The sequence below is a fragment of the Microbacterium faecale genome (genome assembly GCF_014640975.1).
Taxonomy (GTDB): Bacteria; Actinomycetota; Actinomycetes; order Actinomycetales; family Microbacteriaceae; genus Microbacterium; species Microbacterium faecale.
In genome coordinates this window covers 1733104-1749355 of record NZ_BMHO01000001.1, presented here as the reverse complement: position 1 = coordinate 1749355, position 16252 = coordinate 1733104, and the positions used below count along the sequence as shown (strand labels likewise).

General features: G+C 68.4%; 16 protein-coding genes and 1 pseudogene. 10 read left to right on the top strand and 7 right to left on the bottom strand.

Going from position 1 to position 16252, the window contains the following annotated elements; all coding sequences use genetic code 11:
- Positions 1-32 precede the first annotated feature (32 nt).
- Positions 33-1055: an endonuclease/exonuclease/phosphatase family protein gene (locus tag IEW87_RS08250; RefSeq protein ID WP_188711778.1), complete on the top strand. Its 1023-nt coding sequence runs from the start codon at positions 33-35 to the stop codon at positions 1053-1055.
- Between the two features lie 49 nt (positions 1056-1104).
- Positions 1105-2505 carry an aminopeptidase P family protein gene (locus tag IEW87_RS08245; RefSeq protein WP_188711777.1) on the top strand — a complete coding sequence of 467 codons (1401 nt, stop codon included), beginning with the start codon at positions 1105-1107 and terminating at the stop codon, positions 2503-2505.
- Here IEW87_RS08245 and IEW87_RS08240 read toward each other — a convergent pair.
- A complete protein-coding gene (locus IEW87_RS08240; protein ID WP_188711776.1) occupies positions 2490-3137 on the bottom strand; it encodes a YflT domain-containing protein in 648 nt (215 codons plus the stop codon). The genes IEW87_RS08245 and IEW87_RS08240 overlap by 16 nt on opposite strands.
- 106 nt (positions 3138-3243) lie before the next feature.
- Between IEW87_RS08240 and IEW87_RS08235 the strand changes: the two genes are divergently transcribed.
- From IEW87_RS08235 to IEW87_RS08215, 6 genes and pseudogenes are all read left to right on the top strand, one after another.
- Positions 3244-4527, top strand: coding sequence for a magnesium transporter MgtE N-terminal domain-containing protein (locus IEW87_RS08235; RefSeq protein ID WP_188711775.1), 1284 nt, complete (start codon positions 3244-3246; stop codon positions 4525-4527).
- Positions 4527-5033 (top strand): DUF1003 domain-containing protein, encoded by a 507-nt coding sequence (locus tag IEW87_RS08230; RefSeq protein WP_188711774.1) that lies wholly within the window; start codon positions 4527-4529, stop codon positions 5031-5033. The genes IEW87_RS08235 and IEW87_RS08230 overlap by 1 nt, the downstream gene beginning before the upstream one ends.
- 1 nt (position 5034) lies before the next feature.
- On the top strand, positions 5035-6168 hold the full coding sequence (locus tag IEW87_RS08225; RefSeq protein WP_188711773.1) for an Mrp/NBP35 family ATP-binding protein: 1134 nt from the start codon (positions 5035-5037) through the stop codon (positions 6166-6168).
- Positions 6169-6361: 193 nt separating this feature from the next.
- Positions 6362-6580: pseudogene (locus IEW87_RS15220) on the top strand (site-specific integrase); the annotation flags it as partial.
- A gap of 24 nt (positions 6581-6604) precedes the next feature.
- Positions 6605-7264: a tyrosine-type recombinase/integrase gene (locus tag IEW87_RS08220; RefSeq protein ID WP_229731028.1), complete on the top strand. Its 660-nt coding sequence runs from the start codon at positions 6605-6607 to the stop codon at positions 7262-7264.
- Positions 7261-8517 carry an MFS transporter gene (locus IEW87_RS08215; protein ID WP_188711771.1) on the top strand — a complete coding sequence of 419 codons (1257 nt, stop codon included), beginning with the start codon at positions 7261-7263 and terminating at the stop codon, positions 8515-8517. Before IEW87_RS08220 ends, IEW87_RS08215 begins: the two co-directional genes overlap by 4 nt.
- Positions 8518-8755: 238 nt before the next feature.
- On the opposite strand, the gene IEW87_RS08210 is transcribed toward IEW87_RS08215, so the two are convergent.
- On the bottom strand, positions 8756-9124 hold the full coding sequence (locus tag IEW87_RS08210; RefSeq protein WP_188711770.1) for a twin-arginine translocase TatA/TatE family subunit: 369 nt from the start codon (positions 9122-9124) through the stop codon (positions 8756-8758).
- A gap of 62 nt (positions 9125-9186) precedes the next feature.
- Here IEW87_RS08210 and IEW87_RS08205 point away from each other — a divergent pair, with 62 nt between their 5' ends.
- A complete protein-coding gene (locus IEW87_RS08205) occupies positions 9187-9816 on the top strand; it encodes an O-methyltransferase (RefSeq protein WP_188711769.1) in 630 nt (209 codons plus the stop codon).
- A gap of 69 nt (positions 9817-9885) precedes the next feature.
- On the opposite strand, the gene IEW87_RS08200 is transcribed toward IEW87_RS08205, so the two are convergent.
- The 3 genes from IEW87_RS08200 to dapE form a co-directional block, all read right to left on the bottom strand.
- The gene (locus tag IEW87_RS08200; RefSeq protein ID WP_084644214.1) at positions 9886-10059 is read right to left on the bottom strand and encodes a DUF3117 domain-containing protein; all 174 of its coding nucleotides are present in this window, start codon (positions 10057-10059) and stop codon (positions 9886-9888) included.
- Positions 10060-10140: 81 nt separating this feature from the next.
- Positions 10141-11403, bottom strand: coding sequence for a putative hexosyltransferase (locus IEW87_RS08195; RefSeq protein WP_188711768.1), 1263 nt, complete (start codon positions 11401-11403; stop codon positions 10141-10143).
- On the bottom strand, positions 11385-12455 hold the full coding sequence (gene dapE / locus IEW87_RS08190) for a succinyl-diaminopimelate desuccinylase (protein ID WP_188711767.1): 1071 nt from the start codon (positions 12453-12455) through the stop codon (positions 11385-11387). Before dapE ends, IEW87_RS08195 begins: the two co-directional genes overlap by 19 nt.
- Positions 12456-12498: 43 nt before the next feature.
- Here dapE and dapD point away from each other — a divergent pair, with 43 nt between their 5' ends.
- On the top strand, positions 12499-13452 hold the full coding sequence (gene dapD / locus IEW87_RS08185) for a 2,3,4,5-tetrahydropyridine-2,6-dicarboxylate N-succinyltransferase (protein ID WP_188711766.1): 954 nt from the start codon (positions 12499-12501) through the stop codon (positions 13450-13452).
- A gap of 252 nt (positions 13453-13704) precedes the next feature.
- Here dapD and IEW87_RS08180 read toward each other — a convergent pair whose 3' ends face one another.
- Both IEW87_RS08180 and dapC read right to left on the bottom strand, forming a co-directional pair.
- Positions 13705-14997 carry a citrate synthase gene (locus IEW87_RS08180; RefSeq protein WP_229731027.1) on the bottom strand — a complete coding sequence of 431 codons (1293 nt, stop codon included), beginning with the start codon at positions 14995-14997 and terminating at the stop codon, positions 13705-13707.
- A gap of 137 nt (positions 14998-15134) precedes the next feature.
- Entirely contained in the window at positions 15135-16247 is a 1113-nt protein-coding gene (gene dapC, locus IEW87_RS08175) for a succinyldiaminopimelate transaminase (protein ID WP_229731025.1), read from the bottom strand.
- Between the last annotated feature and the right edge of the window lie 5 nt (positions 16248-16252).

Here is a 16252-nt window from a genome sequence, read left to right as displayed (position 1 = left end):
AAGTTCCCAGGACGCAAACGTAGGCTCCACTCGTGTTGCGATCGCTGGGTGTCCTCGTCACCGTGCTGTTCGCGTGCGCCGCGGCCGTCGTCACGTGGCCGGGCTTCTTCCGTCTCGAGGACAAGGTTCCGTTCGCACAGATCGTCGCCGTTCGCGGCGCGACGGTCGTCGTCTTCGCCATCCTCACGGTCCTGTTCCTCTGCTTCGCCGCGAGCCGCCGGCTCCGCGGATTCGCCGTCTCGATGGCCGTCGTGAGTGCGGTGGCCGCGATCGCCGGCGGCGTCACGCTCGGACTGCGCGGCTACGGCGCCGCGACGATGCCCGACAAGGAGGAGTCGAGCGTGCGGGTGATGACGTGGAACACCCTCGGCAATGCGACAGGAGCCGAGACGATCGCGCGCACCGCCGTCGCCATGGAGGCCGATATCGTCGCGTTGCCGGAGACGGCGAAAGGCGTCGGCGAGGAGGTCGCGGTCCTCATGCGCGACCTCGGCAGCCCGATGTGGGTGCACAGCGAGATCTACAATGAGGACGTCGAACGCGGACCCCAGGCGTGGCAGACGACGTTGCTCGTCTCCCCCGGCCTCGGCGACTACTCCGTCATCGACGCGTCCCAGGACGGCACGACGATGCTGCCGAGCGCCGTCGCGATGCCGCTGAACGACGGATCCGGGCCCATCATCGTCGCCGCGCACGCGGTCGCTCCGCAGGCCCGGTACATGGCGGAGTGGCGCAGCGACCTCCGCTGGCTCGCCGATCAGTGCGTGGACGACAACGTGATCATGGTCGGAGATTTCAACGCGACGGTCGACCACATGGCCGCCCTCGGCGAGGGCGGAAACGACCTCGGCTGGTGTCGCGATGCGGCCGCAGAGTCGGGTAACGGGGCCGTGGGCACCTGGCCGACCTGGCTGCCGTCCACCCTCGGCACGCCGATCGACCACGTGCTCGTCTCCGACGCGTGGGAGGTCAGCGGATCCATCGTCGTGACGAACGTCGACGACGCGGGCAGCGATCATCGCCCGCTCGTCGTTCAGCTCGAGCCAGCCGATTAGGGCACCCCCTCCCGGTCACGTCTCGACAGGACGGTGAGAGACTGGGGACATGAGCGACACGACCGACACCACCACGGCCGAGGGCGAGACGAACACGAATCGCCGGCAGCCGTTCCCCCAGGGCTTCCTCGACACGATCGGAACCGGCTGGGCGGAGCGTCCCGACACGATCCCCGCCCCGCGCGACGTCGCGCCCTACGCCGCACGCCGGCGTGAGGCGCTGAGCCAGCTCTTCCCGGGCCGGCGACTCGTCGTGCCGGCCGGCGCCTTCAAACAGCGTTCCAACGACACCGACTACCCCTTCCGCGCCCACTCGGCGTTCGCCCACCTCACGGGCTGGGGAGCCGACGCGGTGCCGGATTCCGTTCTCGTCTTCGATCCCGACGGCGACGCGCACGAGGTCACGCTGTACGTGCGCGATCGCGCCACGCGCGAGACGCCGGAGTTCTACCGTGACGCGTCGATCGGCGAATTCTGGGTGGGCCCGAGGCCATCGCTTGCCGCGGTCGCGGCCGAGCTCGGCGTCGCCACCGACCACATCGAGCGCTTCTCGGCGAGCGACGACGACCTCGTCGTCGGCGATCACGACGGTCTCACCAGCGCCGTCAGCGAACTGCGCCTGGTGAAGGACGCGTACGAGATCGAGCAGATGCGCCTCGCCGTGGACGTCACCGCGAAGGGGTTCGACGACATCGTCCGCGAGCTCCCCCGAATCATCGAGCACCCGCGCGGTGAGCGCGTGGTCGAGGGCGTCTTCCACCTCCGCGCCCGCAGCGACGGCAACTGGGAGGGCTACGACACGATCGCCGCGTCCGGCCCGCACGCCTGCTATCTCCATTGGACGCGCAACGACGGCGCGGTGGTGCCGGGCGACCTCATGCTCGTCGATGCGGGCGTGGAGCTCGACAGCCTCTACACCGCCGACATCACGCGGACCATCCCCGTTTCGGGGCGATTCACCCCGATCCAGCGCACCATCTACGAGGCGGTTCGCGAAGCCGCGGACGCCGCTTTCGCGGCCGCGCGCCCCGGGATGAAGTTCCGCGAGCTGCACGACACCGCGATGCAGGTGATCGCCGCGCGCACCGCCGAATGGGGTCTCCTGCCCGTCACTGCTGAGGAGGCGCTCGACGCCGACCGCGGCGGCCAGCAGCGCCGGTACATGGTCCACGGAACGAGCCATCACCTCGGGATGGACGTGCACGACTGCGCCCAGGCACGGCGCGAGATGTATTACGACGGCGAGATCGCACCCGGCATGATCTTCACGATCGAGCCGGGCCTGTATTTCCAGATCGATGACGAGACCGTTCCGGAGGAATATCGCGGCATCGGCGTCCGTATCGAAGACGACATCCTGATGACCGAGGACGGTCCGGTCAACCTGTCGGCGGGCATGCCGCGGACGGCGGACGAGATCGAGGAGTGGATCGCTCAGTCTCGCGACTGAGCCTCGCTGTCGCCGGAGGAGGCGCGGCCGTCCGCGGGGCGGTCGGCGGACGTCTCGGGCGCCGCCGGCTCCGTCGTCTCCGCGGGGCGCGCCGCCTGCTGGTCCGACAGGCGGATGCCATACTTCGGCGGCTCGTCCGTCGGCGGCTGAACCACCTGCGTGCGCGGCTGCGTCGTCCCGAGCAGGCGACGCGCCTCCGCCACGTGCGCGCTCATCACGGTCACCTCGTACCGGTCAGCGGAGACTGCCATGATGCTCGCGTAGTCGCGGCGACGACGCACGATCGAGTAGCTCAGGAGGCGGAAGGCCATCCCGAAGCCCACACCGATCAGCAGGATCCCGCCGATCATCGGCATCGCGAGGTCGGGCGACCAGATGACGGCGAACGCGGCGAACAGCAGTCCGATCATGATGCCGTTGAGCGCGCCCTGCCACGCGGCCCGGGCCCAGCCGAGCTTGCCCGTGACCTTCTCGACGGTACGGAGCGCCTGGCCGACGATTGCGATGTCGCGGGCGGGGACGTCCTGCGCGATGAGCGTCGAGACCGCCTTCTGCGCACCCTCATACTTGGTGTACGTGGCGACAGTCTCGCCCACCTCGGGGGTCGGCATCGCGGCGTTCAACATGCTCATGCCCCGATTGTCCCACGTCGCGACCGGGTCGTCCCCTGAGCCAGCTATGCGCCTCCTGTGAACGCACGTCAGCCGCAGCTCGTCAGCGCAGGGCTACGCTGGAGATGTGAGCACGCAGAGGGTATTCGTAGGCCGGTTGGCCGGCTGCCCCGTCTTCGATCCGGCGGGTGACCGGCTGGGCAAAGTGCGCGATGTCGTCGTCGTGTACCGAAGTTCTGGCGCGCCCCGTGTGATCGGCCTCGTGCTCGAGATTCCCGGACGCCGCCAGGTGTTCGTGTCGATCGGCCGAGTGACCTCGATCGCGCAGGGGCAGATCATCACGACGGGGCTCATCAACGTGCGCCGATTCCAGCCGCGCGCGGATGAGCGTCGCATTATGGCCGAGATCATTGGCCGCCGTGTTGCCCTCCGTGACGGATCCGGAAACGCCACAATCGAGGACGTCGCGATCGAGCGCAGCCGCATCGGCGAATGGGAGATCGGTCAGGTCTTCCTCCGCAAACCCCGCACGAGCGCCTCGCCGTTCGCCAAGGGACCGACGGCCTTCGCCACGTGGGGCGAGGTCCGCGAGCAGCACGCGCCCGGAGAGGCGCAGTCGGCCGAGCACCTCGCGCAGAGCTACGCCGAGCTGTGGCCGGCCGATCTCGCCAACACGCTGCTCGACCTGCCGCACGAGCGGATGATCGAGGTCGTCGCTGAGCTGAGCGACGAGCGCCTCGCGGACGCGCTGGAGGAGATGCCGGAGGACGAGCAGGTCACGATCCTCGAGGCGATCGGCGACGAACGCGCCGCGGACGTGCTCGATGTGATGGATCCGGACGATGCCGCGGACGTCCTCGCGGAGCTGGACGCACAGCGCAGCGAGCAGCTGCTGCAGATGATGGAGCCCGAGGAAGCGGAGGACGTGCGCCTCATCCTCCAGTACGGTGCCGACACCGCCGGCGGCCTCATGACGACTGACCCGATCATCCTGCCGGCCGACGCGACGATCGCGGAGGCCCTCGCCCTGATCCGACGCCACGAACTGCACCCCGCGCTCGCGACGAGCGTCTTCGTGACGTTGCCTCCGTACGAGACGCCGACCGGGCGATACCTCGGCACGGTGCACTTCCAACGGATGCTGCGCTACCCGCCGCACGAGCGCATTGGAGCGATCATCGACGACTCGATCGATGCGGTCGAGGGCGAGTCACCGGGGGCCGAGGTCGCACGCCGACTCGCGAGCTACGACCTCGTCGTGATGCCCGTGGTCGACAGGGCGCACCGTTTGATCGGCGCGGTCACCGTCGACGACATCCTTGACTCGCTGCTGCCCGAGGACTGGCGCTCCCATGATGCGAGCGAACCGATCCCCTCACTGACGGGCGCCATTCGAACGGTGGAGACCTGATGGCCTCTCCGGAAGGGCGCAGCTTCGCCCGCGGACGCCGCCCCCTGCTCGAGGAGGCGTCGCCGCGCAGCGGTGACCGCTTCGGACGCGCGACGGAATGGGTCGCTCGCGCGATGGGAACCCCGTGGTTCCTCATCATCCTCACGCTCTTCTGCGCCGCGTGGATGGTGTGGAACACCGTCGCGCCTCCTGAATGGCGCTTCGACTCCGCCGCGATCGGGTTCACCGCGCTGACCCTGATCCTCTCGCTGCAGGCGTCGTACGCCGCCCCCCTCATCCTGCTGGCGCAGAACCGTCAGGACGACCGCGATCGCGTCGCCCTGCAGAACGACCGCCAGCGCGCCGAGCGCAACCTCGCTGACACGGAGTACCTCGCGAGGGAGATCGTCTCGGTGCGCCTCATGCTCGAGGAGCTCGAGAAGAAGGCGGTCGACCGTGATTCGCTGCGCGACGCCCTGGAATCGGCGCTGCGCGATATCGAGGAGAAGAAGTCGGAGGATCGTTGAGATGACGGACCGTGAGCGGCGCGTAACCGAGGCCGTGGGGCGCGTGATGGATCCGGAACTGCGCCGTCCGCTCTCCGAGCTCGACATGGTGCGGGGCGTGAGCGCGTCCGGCGAGGACGTGACCGTCGCCATCTCTCTGACGATCGCCGGCTGCCCCGCAGCTGACCGCATCGAACGCGACGTGCGCGAGGCAGCCGAGAGCGTCGTGGGCGCCGGGCACGCGACGATCGACGTCGGCGTGATGTCGCCCGCGCAGCGGCAGGCGCTCACGGAGAAGCTGCGCGGCCCACAGAAGCGCAATCCGTTCGGCGAGGGAACGCTCACGCGCGTGATCACCGTCACCAGCGGCAAGGGCGGCGTGGGCAAATCCACCGTGACCGCGAACCTTGCGGTCGCTCTCGCCCGCCGCGGCCTGAAGGTCGGTCTGATCGACGCCGACGTCCACGGATTTTCGATCCCGCAGCTGGTGGGGCTGATGGAGGACGGCGAGGCGCCCTCCCCCACGCAGGTCGGCGACATGATCCTGCCGCCGATCGCCCACGACGTGAAGACGATCTCGATCGGAATGTTCCTGCGGCAATCTGACGGTTCGAACCCGGGCGCGGTGATGTGGCGCGGCCCGATGCTTCACCGCACGCTGCAGCAGTTCCTCACAGACGTCTTCTTCGGCGACCTCGACGTGCTCCTCGTCGACATGCCGCCGGGAACGGGCGACATCGCGATCTCGGCGGGTCATCTGATGCCCGGTGCCGAGGTGCTCGTCGTGACGACGCCGCAGGCGGCCGCATCCGACGTCGCCATCCGCTCCGGACTCGTGGCGCGACAGGTCGGACAACGGGTCATCGGGGTCGTCGAGAACATGGCCGCGATGACGCTGCCCGACGGCACGAGCATGGAGCTGTTCGGCTCGGGAGGCGGCGCTGAGGTGGCGCGCGCCCTCGGCGACGACGTCGAGGTGCTCGCGTCGGTGCCGCTCAGCCCGGCCCTCCGCGAGGACGGGGACGCCGGGACACCGGTTGTCGTCTCACACCCCGAGGATCCGTCGGCCGTCGCGATCGAACAGCTCGCGGATCGCGTCGTCGAGAGCGGGCGCGGATCCCTCGCAGGACGCAAACTGCCCGTCAGCACCCGCTGAGCGGCTGCAGAGAACAGAGCGCAGCGGCGCCCACGTCACACCCCGCACGGAGCGAAGCCGTCGCGACGAAAACGAGACGACAACGGGCTACAGGTCTTGCCCGAGGCCGCGCGCGTGCCTATGGCCGCGTTCGGTCAGTTCCGGACTCGCGGCGGGTCTTCACACAACCTGTGTCAATTGATATTGTCACAGAATGCAGGCACACGAAGCGGTCCGGTCTTACCTGAATGACTTGCGTGATGCAGGACGTCGGGCGACGACCTTGCGGGGGTATGCCTCGGATCTCAGCGTGCTGGTCGAGTGTGCGGCCAAGCATGGCGGCGCACTCAACGAGCAAGCAGTTAGCGACTACCTCGCCTGGCCGAAAGGTCGATCCACCGCGACACGGGCGCGTCGGTCATCATCGCTTCGAGGGCTCCTTCGCCATTGCGATCGAATGATCCTCATGCCGACTCATGGAGAGGTCGAGCCACCGAACGATCGCGAGGCGGAACGCCCACCCCATCGAGTACTCAGGTCGGAGATCGATGCGGTGTTCTCGATGATTCCTCTCCATGAGGATCGTGATCACCTGTTGTTCGGATTGCTCGCGCATCTCGGGCTCAGACCGAGCGAGGCTTTAGCTCTCCGGGTCGAGGACTTCGAAGAGTCGTCCGCATCCCTCTCGGTGGATGGGTGGGGCGGCAAGCGGAGACGCGTACTCGTCGACGATCGGCAGATCTACCTCCGGTTGACCAACTACTTGCTCCTTACGGCGTCACCGTCCGGGCCACTCTTCACTGCATCGGGCCGAGAAACGCCGCTACGGTACCAGTCAGTCCAGCATCGATGGGCGCAGTACTGCTCACAGGCGGGCGTCGACGTGAAGCTCTCTGATCTCCGGCGCGCGCACGTAGCAGACCTTGTGTCGGGCGGAGTTCCGGAAGCGATCATCCGCGAGCGTATCGGGCAAGCCGCCGGCGCACTTGAAGGGACCCACGTCTCTTTCTCGAACGCGGAGAGTGACGCAGAGATCCGTGCGTGGCAAGAACGCCGCGACGCCCGGAGGACCGCGCCCGACGGCACGCTCGACGCCTCGGAACGGCGCGTCGGGTGAGTTCGGGGTTACGCACGCTGGGTAAGCCCTTCATCACGTTCCTTCTCGCAGAGACCATCAGCGCGACGGGCACGATGGTGGCGGTTGTCGCTCTCCCCCTGATCGCAATCGAGCAGCTGCAAGCCTCGACATTCACCGTGGCACTGCTGGAAGCACTTCAGTGGTTGCCTGCCGCCTTCCTCGGTCTCCTGCTGGGGGCTCTGGTCGATCGAAGCCAACGACGCTGCCGCGCGATACTCGTTACGGCGAACTTCGGCCGCATGGCGAGTCTCGGAGCGGTCCCTCTTGCGGCGCTTCTGGGGTTGCTGACGTCCTCGGTACTCCTTGTGCTGGCCTTCGCGACCGGAATATTCACCTCCATGTTCCAGTCCGCCTACACGCCATACCTACGCCAATTGGTTCCGTCGACGACATACGCCGCAGCGAATGGATCGATGCAGGCGGGACGATCGACCGCGCGAGTCGTCGGGCCTGCGATCGGGGGGCTTCTCGTCGCGCTGATCGGCGCGGCAAATACCCTGATCGTCACCGCCGCGTGCTTTCTCATCTGTGCCATCGCGCTCCTCACGATCGTCAGCCAGGTTGCCCCTCCCCCTCCGCCGCTCCGAAGGCGGCTCACCACCGAGATCGGCGAAGGGCTGCACCTCCTGCGCTCAAGCCGAGTTCTTGCGTGGCTCACCGCAGGAGCCGCCACCGCGAATCTGCTCCTCTCCGCCAGCGGAGCATTGGACATCCTTTACCTCGCGCGAAACCTCGATGTCCCGTCGGACGTCATCGGGTTCATCCTCACCGCGAGTGGTGTCGGCGGATTGGTCGCGGCGCTCATCAGCGGCAAGCTCATCAGGCGCTATGAGGCGGGGAAGGTAGCAACCTTCACCTTCCTCTTCACATCCCCCGCGTCGTTGCTCCTGCCTGCGACACAGTCTGCATCTTCCCTTGCCCTCTTCACCATCGGCGCCTTTACGGTGAGCTTCGGGATCGCGCTCGGGGGTGTTGCGCTCATGACCCTCCGCTTGCACTACACACCACCGCACCTCCAGGGGCGAATCAGCTCGGTCTCGCAGGTCCTCAACGCGGCAACGATCCCGGTCGGTGCCGTCTTGGGCGGCACAATGGGCGAGTTCCTGGGAACACGCAGCGCGATGATTGTGCTCGCGATTAGCTATATCGCGTTCGGAGTCTTCTTCGCCTGTAGCCCCGTACGCACCGCGGCACCAGAGCAGATATCGAAAGCGGCCGAGAACCCACGTTAAGGTCCCGCACGAGCCGGCCCACATCCGTCCCACGCAAATGACCGGTCGCACTGCCGCACAGAACGCAGGGACCGACGCAAGAGGCATGCTTGCGTTGCGACGGAGCGAAGCGATCGTGTGCGCACGTCCGCTGGCTCGGGTCTGGCGGGAGGAGCCGCGGAGCGGGTCCTCGGGATCGCGGACGCGCGTACGCGATCGCGCAGCGAACCGACGACGAGTCGGAAGACGACGAAACCCGCTACGTCGCCTCGTCGTCGAAGGGGGGCGGATCCTCGGCAGAGAACGTCCGTGCGATCAGCGGTGACGTACGCGGCGGGCGCACGGCCGCGGCGGCGGGCGCGGCGGCGGGCGCGTCGTCCTCGAGGAGCGCCTCGCGGATGATGCGCCGCGGGTCGTACTGGCGCGGATCCAGTTTCGTCCAGTCGACCTCGCCGAAGTCGTCGCCGACCTCCTCCTCGACGCGCGTTCGGGCGCCCCGCGCATAGTCGCGCACCCGGCGCGTCGTGCGGCCCAGCCATTCCGCGGCCTGCGGCAGCCTCTCCGGGCCGATCAGGATAGCCGCGATCACGGCGATCATGATGACCTTGTCGAGAGAGAAACCGCCCATCTGTTCAGATTATCGTCGCACGCTGGGGTTCCCCCACACCTTCCAGTCATTAGTGTGAGGGCATGACATCTTCTGCCGTCGTCCGGTTCGTCCACGAAGCGCTCGCGGAGCCCGAAGCGATCGTCCGAGCACGCCAGAGTGCGCTCGAGCTCGGCGCCGCTCCCGTCAGCGCGGCGGTCGGTGCGCAGTGCGCGGTCATCGCCGCTGCGTCGGGCGCACGGTCGATGATCGAGATCGGCACGGGGGCCGGTGTCTCTGGCCTGTGGCTCCTGCACGGCGCTCCTGACGCCGTGCTCACGACGATCGACAAGGAGCCCGAACACCTCGCCGAGGCGCGCAAGTCCTTCCAGGCCGCCGGGGTCGGATCCTCGCGGGCGCGCTACATCACCGGCCGCGCGGCCGAGGTGCTGCCGCGGATGAATGAGGCGTCCTACGACGTCGTGCTCGTCGATGCCGACCCGGAGGACGTTCTCGAGAATGTCGAGCACGGGCTGCGGCTCGTGCGCGCGGGAGGCACCGTGCTCGTGCCACGCGTGCTCGCGTCGGGGCGCGTGGCGGATCCGGTGGCCCGCGACCAGCTGACGACCGACCTGCGCGGTCTGCTGTCCGAGACGCTCGGATCCACGACGATCATCTCGTCGCTGCTGCCGATCGACGAGGGCCTCCTGCAGATCACGACCGCGCGCGCCTGACGGCCCCGCGGACAGCGAAAGGGCCGGATCCCATCAGCGGGATCCGGCCCTTTCGGCAAGCGAGGTGCCTCAGGCCGCTTCCACGACGCCCGAGAGGACGCCGTGCAGCTCCTTCGCCTCCTCGTCGTTCACGGAGACGACGAGGCGTCCACCGCCCTCGAGCGGAACGCGAACGATGATGAGGCGACCTTCCTTGACGGCCTCCATGGGTCCGTCTCCGGTGCGCGGCTTCATAGCAGCCATATGTGGCTCCCCTTCCTGATTGTTCCCCTCCATCTTATCGTGACCGGCGCCCGTCACCGCTGTTCCGGGAGTCATACGCAGTCACGGCACGAGGTAGTACGTGTTTCCGATGCCGTACATCACGTGCATCCACCAGAATTGGCCGGCGACGCAGCCCACGAGCACGAGGGTGCGCGTCGAGCGGAGCATGCCGACCGCGGCGACCGCGCCCCACAGCGGCGCGAGAGGAAGCAACAGCCGGATCACGCTCGACTGCGGGAAGACGACGAGTACGACGTACACCAGGTAGCTCGCGGCCCAGAGGCGCGGCACGATGCCGATCGCTCGCACCCCGGGGGTGAAGAACATCGCGATCGCGCCGGCGGCGAGGACGGCGAGGAGCACGTACCCGGCCCAGGCGGGAATGCCCCACAGCCGCGTCCAGACCTCGGCAGCCTGGATCCAGCCCTCCCCCGGCACGAAGCCGTGGGCGTCGGGCACCCAACCGCGGCGCCACGCGAGCTCCGTGGCGAAGTACGCATTCGCGTCGCCCGTGACGGTGTTCGCCACGATCGGCCAGCAGAACCCCGCCAGCGTGCCGACCGCGCCGGTGCCCAGGATGTGCACCACCTCGCGACGAGCAATCGGGTGATCGCGCCGTCCACGGATCCGCCAGAGCCCGTAGAGCGCGACGGTGAGCGGCAGTGCGAGCTCACCGGGGCGCGTGAACGCCGCGAGGATCATCAGCGGATAGATCCACCCCCACCTCTCGCGATCGAGACAGACGAGCGCAGCCACGATCACCGCAAGGAAGAGCGCTTCGGCGTACGCGACGTGGAACATCAGGGCGAGGGGCCCGGCGGCGACGAACGTCACGCCCCACAGGGCGCTGCCGTGGCCGATCCGTGAGACGAGGAGCGCGTAGAGCCCCCAGCAGGCGAAGAACCCCGCCACGAACGACACGAGCGCCGCGCACACAGCCCACGCGGTGGCGACCGCCCACACGTCGTCGGCGCCGACCCCGGCGCCCGGCACGAGCAGCGAGAGGGCACGCGCCAACATCGGGTAGACCGGCATGAACGCCCAGGCGTTCTGTCCCACGTTGCCGGTGTCATCGATCGGCAGCTCGGTCGGATACCCGTTGAGCGCGATCTCGCGGTACCACGCGCCGTCCCAGCCGACGATGTAGTCGAGCAGAGACGGATCCGCGCCGTGGCGGCCGTCCGGCGGTGCGAGAGCCGTGCTGACGACGATGAAGAGACTCGTGACGACGCGCGCGGCGAGGTAGATCCCGAGCACCCGCGCCCAGGCGGGCGGATCCGTGCGAAGGCGACGCACGCGGCGGGTCAGCTGCTCGTCAGCCATCCCCTCAGTCCCTGCTCGACGTCCTCGATCTCGCTGATACGCACGCGCTCCTCGTCGTGGTGGGCGAGCTGACCGTCGCCGGGGCCGTAGTTGACGGCGGGGATCCCCAGCTCGCTGAACCGGGCGACGTCCGTCCAGCCGTACTTCGGCTTCGGAGCGACGCTGGTCGCCGCGACGAGGGACTGCGCGAGCGGCGCGTCGAGGCCCGGGCGTGCGCCGCCCGCAAGGTCGGTGATGTCGACCTCGTACTCGTCGAAGAGGCGGCGGATGTAGGCGACGGCCTCATCCGCGGTCTTGTCCGGCGCGAATCGGTAGTTGACCTCGACCTCGCACGCGTCGGGAATGACGTTGCCGGCGACGCCGCCCGAGATCCGCACGGCGTTGAGCCCCTCGCGGAAGTCGAGGCCGTCTACGTCGATCGTCTTCGCGGTGTAGGCGGCGAGCTTCTGCAGGATGGGGGCTGCGAAGTGGATGGCGTTCTCGCCCATCCACGCGCGTGCGCTGTGAGAGCGGATCCCTCGCGTGCGCACCGCGGCCCGGAGCGTGCCGTTGCAGCCGCCCTCGATGCCGCCGTTCGAGGGCTCGCCGAGGATCGCGAAGTCGCCCTCGAGCAGGTCGGGTCGGTTCCTGGCGAGACGACCGAGACCGTTCTTGGACGCCTCGACTTCCTCGTTGTCGTACCAGACCCAGGTAACGTCGTGCACCGGATCCGTCAGCTCGACCGCGAGCTTCAGCTGGATCGCGACGCCGGCCTTCATGTCGACCGTGCCGCGGCCCCAGAGGTAGTTCTCGCCCTCGATCGTGACGTCGCGCGTCGGCAGGTTGTCGGCGATCGGAACGGTGTCGAGATGCCCGGCGATGATGACCCGGCGTGCACGTCCACGCGACGTGCGCGCGACGACCGCGTCACCGTCGCGGATGACCTCCAGATGGCCGTAGGGCTCGAGCGCGGCGGCGACCGCATCGGCCAGGCGCGCCTCGTCTCCGGACTCGCTGGGGATGTCGCAGAGTGCGCGCGTCAAGTCGACGGAGGAGGCCGTGAGATCGAGCATTCCCCCACCCTATTGGGTCGTCGAGTGCGGCTAACCTGGAGAGATGACTGACACGCTCTGGGCCTCCGGCGTCGGCCTCGCCACGCGCGCCGCCGATGGCACCATTCTCGACACCTGGTTCCCCTCCCCCGCCCTGGGCCGTCTCGCGGACGGCGACGCGGCGTCGACCCGTGCGTCACTCGACAGCCAGACCGGCGCGGACGAGCGACGCGGTGTTCAGCTCGAGGTCGTCGAGATCGAGATCGAGATCGCCGCCGCCGTCGCGTCCACGCCCGACGCGTACCTGCGGCTCCACCTGCTGTCGCACCTGCTCGTGACGCCCAACTCGGTCAGTCTCGAGAACGTGTTCGCTCACCTGCCGAACAACGCCTGGACGTCGGCCGGGCCGGTCGCGCCGGAGTTCGCGTCGCAGAATCTGCCGGCGCTGAAGCGGGCCGGCATCCAGGTCTACGCGCAGGACAAATTCCCGCGGCTGACCGACTACGTCCTGCCCGAGGGCGTGCGCATCGGCGACGCCTCGCGGATCCGCCTCGGCGCGCACCTGTCGCCCGGCACGGTCGTCATGCACGAAGGCTTCGTGAACTTCAACGCCGGCACGCTCGGATCCTCGATGGTCGAGGGCCGCATCTCGCAGGGCGTGGTCGTCGGCGACGGATCCGATGTCGGCGGCGGAGCGTCGATCATGGGAACGCTGTCCGGCGGCGGCACCCACCGGATCTCGATCGGCGAGCGCACGTTGCTCGGCGCGAACGCGGGCGTCGGGATCTCGCTCGGGGACGACTGCGTCGTCGAGGCCGGCCTCTACGTCACCGCCGGCACCAAGATCGTGCTCGCCGACGAGCCCCGCACGGCGGAGGGCGCGCCCCAGGTCGTCAAGGCATCGCAGCTATCCGGCGTCAACGGCGTGCTGTTCATCCGCAACTCGGTGTCGGGCGCCATCGAGGCACGCAAGCGCACGGGCGTCGGCGTCACTCTCAACGAGGCGCTCCACGCGTAGCCGCGCAGGAACGTGCGGACGTGGCGGCACTCGCGGCCGCCACGTCCGACCACGCCCCTGAGGCCCGCGGGTGCGTTAATGGCAAGGCGGAGAAGGGAAGGCGCACCGAGGTGCGTCGACCGCCGACAACGCCGCCAGTGGCGTGCCAGTGACCCTGAGGTCCGCGGGCGCGTCAGTGGCAAGGCGGAGAAGGGAAGGCGCACCGAGGTGCGTCGACCGCCGACAACGCCGCCAGTGGCGTGCCCGCGGGCCTCAGGCGGGGTAGCGACGCTCGGGTTCGCCGGTGTACAGCTGCTGCGGGCGACCGATCTTGCTCTTGTTGTCGAGGTTCTGCTCGCGCCACTGTGCGAGCCATCCCGGCAGGCGGCCGATGGCGAACAGCACGGTGAACACGCGCGTCGGGAAGCCCATCGCCTTGTAGATCACGCCCGTATAGAAGTCGACGTTCGGGTACAGGTTGCGCGACTGGAAGTACTCGTCGTTGAGCGCGATCTCCTCGAGCTCCTTTGCGAGATCCAGTAGCGGGTCGTTCACGCCGAGCTGGTCGAGCACCTCGTCGGCCGACTGCTTGACGATCTTCGCGCGCGGGTCGTAGTTCTTGTAGACGCGGTGTCCGAAGCCCATGAGCTTCACGCCGTCTTCCTTGTTCTTCACGCGTTCGACGAAGCGCTGCACGCTCTCGCCCGATTCGCGGATCTGGCCGAGCATCTGCAGCACGGCCTCGTTCGCCCCGCCGTGGAGCGGGCCGGAGAGCGCGTGGATGCCAGCCGACACGGATGCGAACTGGTCGGCGCCGGTGGATCCGACGAGCCGCACGGTCGAGGTCGACGCGTTCTGCTCGTGGTCCTCGTGCAGGATCAGCAGTCGCTCGAGCGCGCGTGCCATGACGGGGTCGATCTCGTAGGGCTCGCTCATCACGCCGAAGTTGAGGCGCAGGAAGTTTTCGACGTACCCGAGCGAGTTGTCGGGATACAGGAATGCCTGGCCGATCGACGTCTTGTGCGCGTATGCGGCGATCACCGGGAGCTTCGCCAGCAGACGGATGATGTTCGTCTCGACGTGCTCGGGGTTGTCGGGGTCGGTCTTGCCCTCATAGAACGTCGACAACGCCGACGTCGCCGACGACAGAACTGCCATCGGGTGCGCGCCGGAGGGCAGCGCGGAGAAGAACCGCTTGAGGTCCTCGTGCAGCAGGGTGTGACGACGGATCCGCTCGTCGAAGTCTGCGAGCTCGTCCTCCGTCGGCAGGTCGCCGTAGATCAGCAGCCAGGCGACTTCGAGGAAACTCGCGTTCTCGGCGAGCTGGTCGATCGGGTAACCGCGGTAGCGCAGGATCCCCGATTCACCATCGATGTAGGTGATGTCCGAGCGCGTGGCGGCGGTGTTGACGAAGCCGTAGTCGAGGGCGGTGTAGCCGGTCTGCTTCGACAACGTCGAGACGTCGATCGCGGGCTTGCCGTCGGTGGCCGGCAGAACCGGGAACTCGGCGATCTTGTCCCCGACGGTGAGAGTGGCCTTCTCAGGCAGCTGTCCCGCATCGCTCACGGCGCCTCCTCGCAATTGTGTTGTGCCTTTAGCGGTGGATACGCCCGCGGGTTCTGCGGGACATCCCGCCATAGCCTACCGGCCTCCGAGGGCAACTGTGAAAAACGGCAGGGTTCAACGGTTCCCGTTGACGATCCCTACGAAGCGAATGCCTCGAGACGCCCGGCGGCCGCGCGCACGCGCTCGTCGGTGGCGGTGAGCGACAATCGCACGTGGTGCGACGACGCGTCGCCGTAGAAGAGCCCCGGCCCGGCCAGGATTCCGAGGTCGGCGAGACGCGACATCGACTCCCAGGCGTCACGGTCCTCGCTCGCCCACAGGTAGAGGCCCGCCTCGCTGCCGTCAATCCGGAAGCCGGCCCGCTCGAGTGCCGGGCGAAGCACGTCGCGGCGCGCGCGATAGGTCTCGCGCTGCTGCTCGACGTGCGCGTCGTCGCCGAGCGCGACCGCCATGGCGTGCTGCACGGGCGCGGGCGGCATGAGTCCGAGGTGCTTCCGGTTCGTCAGCAGCCGGGCGATGATCTTTCCGCAGCCGGCGATGAATGCAGCGCGGTAGCCGGCGAGGTTCGACTGCTTGCTTAGCGAGTAGACGCTGAGCAGGTTCGCGCGCGAGTCGCCCGCGACCCGCGGATCCAGCACGCTCGGGATCCGCTCGCTGCGCCACGGCTCGTCCCAGCCGAGTTCCGCATAGCACTCGTCGCTCGCGACGATCGCGCCCATCTCGCGTGCCCGAACGACCGCTTCGCGCATCTGCCCGACGTTCCAGACGCGGCCGTCGGGGTTGCCGGGCGAGTTGATCCACACGAGCTTCGTATCGGCGGGCCAGTCGGCGGGATCGTCGACTGCTACGGGCGTCGCTCCCGCGACGCGCGCGCCGACCTCGTACGTCGGATATGCGGCGCGCGGGTGCACGACGACATCACCCGCCCCGAGGCCGAGGAGGGTTGGCAACAGCGCGACCAGCTCCTTGGAGCCGATCGTCGGCAGGATGTTGCGGTCGGTCAGTCCGTCGACGCCGCGGCGCCGCGCATACCAGGCGCCGATCGCGGCACGCACCTCGGGGGTACCGGCCGCCGTCGGATAGCCGTGCGCGTCGGTCGCCGCCACGAGCGCGTCTCGCACGATCTGCGGGGTCGGGTCGATCGGTGACCCGATGGAGAGGTCACAGATGCCATCCGGGTGCTGCGACGCGCGTTCGCGGAACGGCACGACCTTGTCCCACGGATAGTCATCGAGATCGTTGATCGACATATGCG

Bases quoted from the DNA above. Each gene is read 5' to 3' on its own strand.
- dapD (WP_188711766.1), top strand. From the start codon at position 12,499: ATGACTGACACGCTCTGGGCCTCCGGCGTCGGCCTCGCCACGCGCGCC.
- dapE (WP_188711767.1), bottom strand. From the start codon at position 12,455: ATGCTCGATCTCACGGCCTCCTCCGTCGACTTGACGCGCGCACTCTGC.
- IEW87_RS08230 (WP_188711774.1), top strand. From the start codon at position 4,527: ATGGCCTCTCCGGAAGGGCGCAGCTTCGCCCGCGGACGCCGCCCCCTG.
- IEW87_RS08240 (WP_188711776.1), bottom strand. From the start codon at position 3,137: ATGAGCATGTTGAACGCCGCGATGCCGACCCCCGAGGTGGGCGAGACT.
- IEW87_RS08220 (WP_229731028.1), top strand. From the start codon at position 6,605: ATGATCCTCATGCCGACTCATGGAGAGGTCGAGCCACCGAACGATCGC.
- IEW87_RS08195 (WP_188711768.1), bottom strand. From the start codon at position 11,403: ATGGCTGACGAGCAGCTGACCCGCCGCGTGCGTCGCCTTCGCACGGAT.
- IEW87_RS08245 (WP_188711777.1), top strand. From the start codon at position 1,105: ATGAGCGACACGACCGACACCACCACGGCCGAGGGCGAGACGAACACG.
- dapC (WP_229731025.1), bottom strand. From the start codon at position 16,247: ATGTCGATCAACGATCTCGATGACTATCCGTGGGACAAGGTCGTGCCG.
- IEW87_RS08225 (WP_188711773.1), top strand. From the start codon at position 5,035: ATGACGGACCGTGAGCGGCGCGTAACCGAGGCCGTGGGGCGCGTGATG.
- IEW87_RS08210 (WP_188711770.1), bottom strand. From the start codon at position 9,124: ATGGGCGGTTTCTCTCTCGACAAGGTCATCATGATCGCCGTGATCGCG.
- IEW87_RS08205 (WP_188711769.1), top strand. From the start codon at position 9,187: ATGACATCTTCTGCCGTCGTCCGGTTCGTCCACGAAGCGCTCGCGGAG.
- IEW87_RS08200 (WP_084644214.1), bottom strand. From the start codon at position 10,059: ATGGCTGCTATGAAGCCGCGCACCGGAGACGGACCCATGGAGGCCGTC.